Source organism: Sphingobacterium sp. T2 (assembly GCF_000814685.1).
Taxonomy (GTDB): domain Bacteria; phylum Bacteroidota; class Bacteroidia; order Sphingobacteriales; family Sphingobacteriaceae; genus Sphingobacterium; species Sphingobacterium thermophilum.
The window spans coordinates 1-6,207 of the sequence record NZ_JXAC01000233.1 but is presented as its reverse complement, the minus strand read 5'-3'; the positions used below and the strand labels follow the sequence as shown (position 1 = coordinate 6,207).

At 44.4% G+C, this 6,207-nt stretch carries 4 protein-coding genes, 1 tRNA gene and 1 rRNA gene; 4 read left to right on the top strand and 2 right to left on the bottom strand.

All coding sequences use genetic code 11. The features are described from left to right. A partial coding sequence (locus tag SD31_RS12990) for a tyrosine-type recombinase/integrase (protein WP_039054446.1) occupies window positions 1-532 on the top strand: 532 nt, incomplete at its 5' end. Window positions 533-768: 236 nt separating this feature from the next. Here the strand turns inward: SD31_RS12990 and SD31_RS12985 are convergent. Continuing rightward, window positions 769-840: transfer RNA gene (locus tag SD31_RS12985), tRNA-Glu, on the bottom strand. A gap of 97 nt (window positions 841-937) precedes the next feature. Next, entirely contained in the window at window positions 938-2,212 is a 1,275-nt protein-coding gene (gene purD / locus SD31_RS12980; protein ID WP_039054445.1) for a phosphoribosylamine--glycine ligase, read from the bottom strand. A gap of 149 nt (window positions 2,213-2,361) precedes the next feature. Between purD and SD31_RS15640 the strand changes: the two genes are divergently transcribed. The 3 genes from SD31_RS15640 to SD31_RS12965 all read left to right on the top strand — a co-directional run. Continuing rightward, window positions 2,362-3,603, top strand: a complete 1,242-nt coding sequence (locus SD31_RS15640) for a hypothetical protein (protein WP_052259050.1) — start codon at window positions 2,362-2,364, stop codon at window positions 3,601-3,603. Then, on the top strand, window positions 3,533-4,951 hold the full coding sequence (locus tag SD31_RS15635) for a TonB-dependent receptor plug domain-containing protein (RefSeq protein WP_197053715.1): 1,419 nt from the start codon (window positions 3,533-3,535) through the stop codon (window positions 4,949-4,951). Before SD31_RS15640 ends, SD31_RS15635 begins: the two co-directional genes overlap by 71 nt. A gap of 453 nt (window positions 4,952-5,404) precedes the next feature. Next, window positions 5,405-6,207: ribosomal RNA gene (locus tag SD31_RS12965) — 16S ribosomal RNA — on the top strand; the annotation flags it as partial.

Genomic DNA, 6,207 nt, shown 5'->3' with positions numbered 1-6,207 from the left:
AAAAGTGCTGAGCCAAAAGGAAGTAAAACGCATATTCGACGTGGTACGAAACCAGAAGCATTTGCTGATGTTGCAACTGTGCTACGGAATGGGGCTGCGAGTAAGTGAGGTTGTCAATCTGAAAGTGAGCGACATCGACAGTGGACGGATGCAGGTACTCATCGAAGCGGGTAAAGGAAAGAAAGACCGGTATGTACCATTACCGTCTGCAGTGCTGGATTTGCTGCGGGAATATTATAAAGCATACCAGCCCAAAACTTACCTTTTTGAAGGTCGGTACGGTGGGCGGTATTCCGTCCGCAGTGTACAAGCGGTGTTCAAGAATGCAATGAAAGCCGCAAAGGCAAACAAGCCGATAGGGATACACGGTTTGCGGCATAGCTACGCCACACATTTACTGGAATACGGCACGGACATGTCATTCATACAGCAGCTACTTGGTCACAATGACATCAAGACCACGATGCTGTATGCAAAGGTCAGCAATGCGCAACTGAATTCTATCAAAAGTCCGTTGGATAGGATTTTGTAGCTACAGCTTCAAAGATGACCACAATGGGATTTATTACTTCAAAAGAAGAAAACCCTTCATACCGGCTACTCTGTGAGCACAGTTCAGAGCTGTGAGAAACGTGGGGGTCTTTATGTTTAGACACTCTAAAATTTTTTACTTGATCCAATAATCGAATAAATCAGGATGTTGTAAAAAACAAAAAGCCTCCAAACGTTTAATTTGAAAGCTTTTGTATGTTTTGATCTTAAGATCTGTAGCCCGTAGGGGAATCGAACCCCTGTTTCAAGAATGAAAATCTTGCGTCCTAACCCCTAGACGAACGGGCCATCGGGATTTGATGATGCAAATATAAGTGCATTATTTGCACCATCAAAATATTTTTATGCCCTTTTTTCTAATGGGCTGATTTTGAAATCAATATTTTTATATGAGGTCAAAGCCTATATCCGTACGGAAGTATTTTCCTTCGAAGAAGATACGTCCGGCATCGGCTGTGGCCTGTTGTAAGGCTTTGAAGAGGTTGTCTTGTAAGGTTGTCACCGCGATGACACGTCCGCCGGCAGTAACCACCTGACCATCTACCTCTTTTGTTCCTGCATGAAAGACGATAGATTCTTTTACGTTTTCGATGTTGGAGATAACCTTGCCCGACTCATAGTCGCCAGGATAACCTCCTGATACCAGCATTACGGTAACCGCAGTTTTAGGACTTACTGTATAGGTGCGGTTTGCCAAATCACCTTTGGCTACACCTTCGAGCAAATCCACAAGGTCGGATTCTATACGAGGCATCACCGACTCGGTTTCAGGGTCACCCATACGTACGTTATATTCGATGACATACGGATCGCCGTTAACATTCATAAGGCCGATGAAGATAAATCCTTTATATGGGATGCCGTCCTTTTTAAGTCCTTCTATGGTAGGCTTGATAATACGTTCTTCTACTTTTGCCATGAAGGTTTCGTCCGCAAAAGGTACTGGTGAGATAGAACCCATACCTCCTGTGTTAAGTCCGGTATCGCCTTCTCCTACACGTTTGTAGTCTTTTGCTGAAGGAAGGATTTTGTAGGATTCACCGTCTGTCAAGACGAATACCGAAAGCTCTATGCCTTTAAGGTATTCTTCGACCACTACTACACTGCTGGCATCACCAAACTTGGCCTCTTCGATCATGGCTTTTAGTTCGGTTTTGGCTTGCTCCAATGTTTCGCAGATCAATACTCCTTTGCCGGCAGCCAAGCCATCGGCTTTCAGCACGATAGGCAGCTTTTGGGTCTCTAGATAGGCTAACCCTTCCTCTAAGTTGCTGCGATTGAATGATTTATATGCTGCAGTAGGGATGTTGTGTCTGAACATGAACTCTTTGGAGAAGTCTTTGGACCCTTCCAAGGTGGCACCAGCTTTCTGAGGACCAATTATTGCGATATGTTTGGTATCTTCTCTTTCAAGAAAGTAATCATGAATACCTTTTACTAAAGGTTCTTCGGGACCTACCAGTATAAGGTCAATATTGTGTTCCAGCGCAAAATTCGCAATACCTTCAAAGTCGGTAACCTTTAGGTTTACGTTCTTACCATACTTGGTAGTTCCGGCATTTCCGGGAGCGATATACAGGTTAGTTAATTTAGGGCTCTGTGCTATTTTATAAGCAAAGGCAGATTCACGACCGCCTGATCCGATAATTAAGATATTCATAACGCAAATATACAATCTCAGGTGGTATTCTTAAATTTAAAAGGATTATTGTCACACTTTTAATAAAATGTGATATCTTTAGTCTAACCAATATAAACATTATGATAAGGACTCTTTTTGTCTGCCTTATTGCGTTATTATGCAGTCCTGTGAGGGCGCAGGATGTCCAAAGTTTCATAGAAAAGCTCGGTAAATATAATGCAGAACAACCTCAGGAAAAGATTTATATACATTTCAATAAGCCCTCTTATTCTGCGGGGGAGACAATATTTTTCAAGTCCTATACGACGGTAGGGGTCAACAACTCCCTGTCAACTCTTAGTGGGGTACTCTATGTAGAACTTGTAAGCCCGGCGGACAAGATTGTGGAAAGAAAGGTGGTAGCCACCCCTATGGGTATAGGTGTAGGAAGCTTTGATTTGGCAGATACCGTTACCGAGGGAAGATATCGTGTACGTGCTTACACCAACTGGATGAAGAATTTTGCTAAAGATTACTTCTTCGAGCAGCCTATAGACATATTCAATGGTCGCTCGGATGAGGTGTTTACACAGACGGACTATCAGGTGCGGGACAAAGATGTGATTTACAGAGTTAAGCTTACAGGTTCTGACAGCCAGCCTCTACCCAAAACGAGGGTCAGCTGTGTGATATGGTCCCAAGCAAAGGAGGTGGACAAGAAGACCGTCACCTCCGACGAACAGGGCATTATCGAAATTGCTGTACCTAAAAAGCATAAGAATAGCGTCATCACCCTCCGCTTTAAGAAACCTTCAGGATTTTATGTAAATAAAATTGTTAGAACTGTAAATCCCGACTTGCAATATGACACCCAACTGTTTCCGGAAGGAGGCCGCCTGTTGGCCGGATTCCTGAATAATATTGCCGTCAAAAGCATAAATAATAAAGGATTAGGGGTTTCTTCGAAAGTTTTGCTCACCCGAGGAGCAGATACCTTAGGAATTATAGAGACCAACAAGCTGGGGATGGGGGCTGCGCAGATTTTTATCAACGATACCAGCGGCATTCAGGCTACAGCCATATATCCGGATGGCAGCAAGCAGGAGTTATCTATGCCTAAAATTTATGCTTCCGGCTATTCGGTCATTACGAATAATACGCATAAGGAAAAGCTTTTCGTGGAGATGCATATCAGTGAAGACCGTTTAGACCATCAAGATCTTTATTTTGTGGTGCATCATCTTGGCGAGGTGTTTTTTGTGTCAAAGACTAGCGCCAACCGTTCCGCAATAATTTTTGCGGTGGACAGGGTTAAGCTCCCGTTGGGTGTGGTCACCGTATCCATACTTAATAGCAGTTTTGTTCCTCTTATCGAGCGGTCCTTTGTTTTCTTTTCAGGAGTTGGAGGAAAGCACGGTCACGTTGGATAAGGACGCTTATAAGCAGCGCGAAAAGGTACAGGTAAAATTTAAGATTGCTAACGGTGAAAGCAATAATTTGGGAGCCTTCTCCGCTGCGGTGTACGATCTTTCCAAGGTAAATACAGACAATTTAAGTCAGCACAATATTCTCTCCGCCCTTTTGCTCAATGCGGATATTAGAGGCTATATAGAAAATCCTAACTATTATTTCGAGGACAATAAAATAAAGACGGCAGATATAGACTATCTTATGCTTACGCAAGGGTGGAGAAATATAGCGTGGGAAAAGTTGGAGGTGCCGGTGGAGCTTCAGTATAAGCCGGAAAAGAGCCTTAGCATCTCGGGTTATACCAAAAGGTTAGGAAGAAGTAAACCCTATCCTAATGCCAGGGTACAGTTGATTTCTACGCGCAACTTCCTAGACTTTTTGGATACTACTTCCAATGAAGACGGATATTTCGAATTTGACAATCTCATCTTTCCGGACAGCATCAAGGTTTTGATTTCTGCCCAAGATGCCAAGACCGCAAAGAAAAACATAGATATTGTATACAACGAAGAGGTAGCGGCAGAAGTACAGGAAGCTTCCGGAGATTTGGTGGCTTGGGATGTGAATAGTAGCCATTCTGAAGAGCTGTTGGCCGCCAATGCTTTTATGGCGGAGCTGGAAAAGCTAGGGATAAAGGAGAAGGTCATCATGATCGAAGAAGTTGTTGTGCGTCGCAGCAGACCTAAGGTGTCCGAAAACTCCTCGAACCTCAACGGGGCTGGACGGGCGGATCAGGTGCTTACAGAAGAAGACCTTTCTACCTGTCCTACATTGGAGATGTGTCTCAACGGCAGGCTACTGGGTGTGTATTTTGAAAACGGTGAACCGTACAGCACTCGCTCAAGGGCGCCTATGCAGGTGTTTTTGGATGGTATGCCTGTAGATTCCGGCTTCTTCAATACCCTTAATGTAGCTGATATTGAGAGTGTAGAGGTATTAAGGAGTGCGATGTATACCAGTATTTACGGCTCTATGGGAGCTAATGGAGTAATTATTATCACGTCCAAGACCGGTAAATCCGCATTGAATGTTTCTTCAGAGCCGAAAGGGTTGATCACTATTTCTCCACGGGGTTTTGCCGAAGCCAAGCAATACTATTCGCCTAAGTACGATGTGGATGAGGGGATTCGGTATAATTCCGATCAGCGTTCTTCCATCCATTGGGAACCTGCGTTGGTTTCCAACGAAAAGGGAGAAGCAGAATTTAGCTTTTTCACCTCCGATTCATCGGGAAAATATCTTTTGGTAATTGAGGGTATAGATCTTCATGGCAATATTTTCAGAAACGTGACCACCATTAACCGATAAAGGAAAAATTATCTTGCAATAGCTCAATCGATTAATGGCAGAACGATAAAATAATTGTCTTTTTTTCTTGCTGGAATGGGATAAAACTCTCTATCTTTGCACCACTCCGCGAGGGAGAGAAGTTCTACGGAACGTTTGAAAAGAGGGTAGAAGAGGGTAAGGAAAAGATAGTTTATCTTTTTTTGTTGCCCGATAAAAAGAAGAAGAAAAAAACTTCAAAAAAGTTTTTGGAAAATCGGATAAAGTTTCTACCTTTGCAGTCCCGTCCGCAAGGAAGGGGGAAGAGAAAAAGAAATAAAGGCCGTAAGGCAAGAGATAAAGCCGAAGCGAGATGCGGAGGCGGAGAGTTCTTTAAGATATTAATCATGTAGCGTAACGGGTACTTACGTTTTCGAATAGGAGACGATAAATACGGAAATACTTGCCGGGGTTAGACATTTAACATTATTATATACAATGGAGAGTTTGATCCTGGCTCAGGATGAACGCTAGCGGCAGGCCTAATACATGCAAGTCGAACGGGATCCAGATCAAAGCTTGCTTTGGTTTGGTGAGAGTGGCGCACGGGTGCGTAACGCGTGAGCAACCTACCCTTGTCAGGGGGATAGCCCGGCGAAAGTCGGATTAATACCGCATGACATCATTGAGAGGCATCTTTCGATGATCAAAGATTTATCGGACAAGGATGGGCTCGCGTGACATTAGCTAGTTGGTAAGGTAACGGCTTACCAAGGCTGCGATGTCTAGGGGCTCTGAGAGGAGAATCCCCCACACTGGTACTGAGACACGGACCAGACTCCTACGGGAGGCAGCAGTAAGGAATATTGGTCAATGGACGGAAGTCTGAACCAGCCATGCCGCGTGCAGGAGGACTGCCCTATGGGTTGTAAACTGCTTTTATACGGGAACAAACGTCGGTACGTGTACCGGTCTGAGTGTACCGTAAGAATAAGGATCGGCTAACTCCGTGCCAGCAGCCGCGGTAATACGGAGGATCCGAGCGTTATCCGGAATTATTGGGTTTAAAGGGTGCGTAGGCGGCCAGATAAGTCAGGGGTGAAAGTCGGCAGCTCAACTGTCGCAGTGCCTTTGATACTGTTTGGCTTGAATTCGGTTGAAGATGGCGGAATGAGACAAGTAGCGGTGAAATGCATAGATATGTCTCAGAACACCGATTGCGAAGGCAGCTATCTAATCCGTTATTGACGCTGATGCACGAAAGCGTGGGGAGCAAACAGGATTAGATACCCTGGTAG

Excerpts from the sequence above, each read along its gene's own strand:
- purD (WP_039054445.1), bottom strand. The coding sequence starts at position 2,212 with ATGAATATCTTAATTATCGGATCAGGCGGTCGTGAATCTGCCTTTGCT.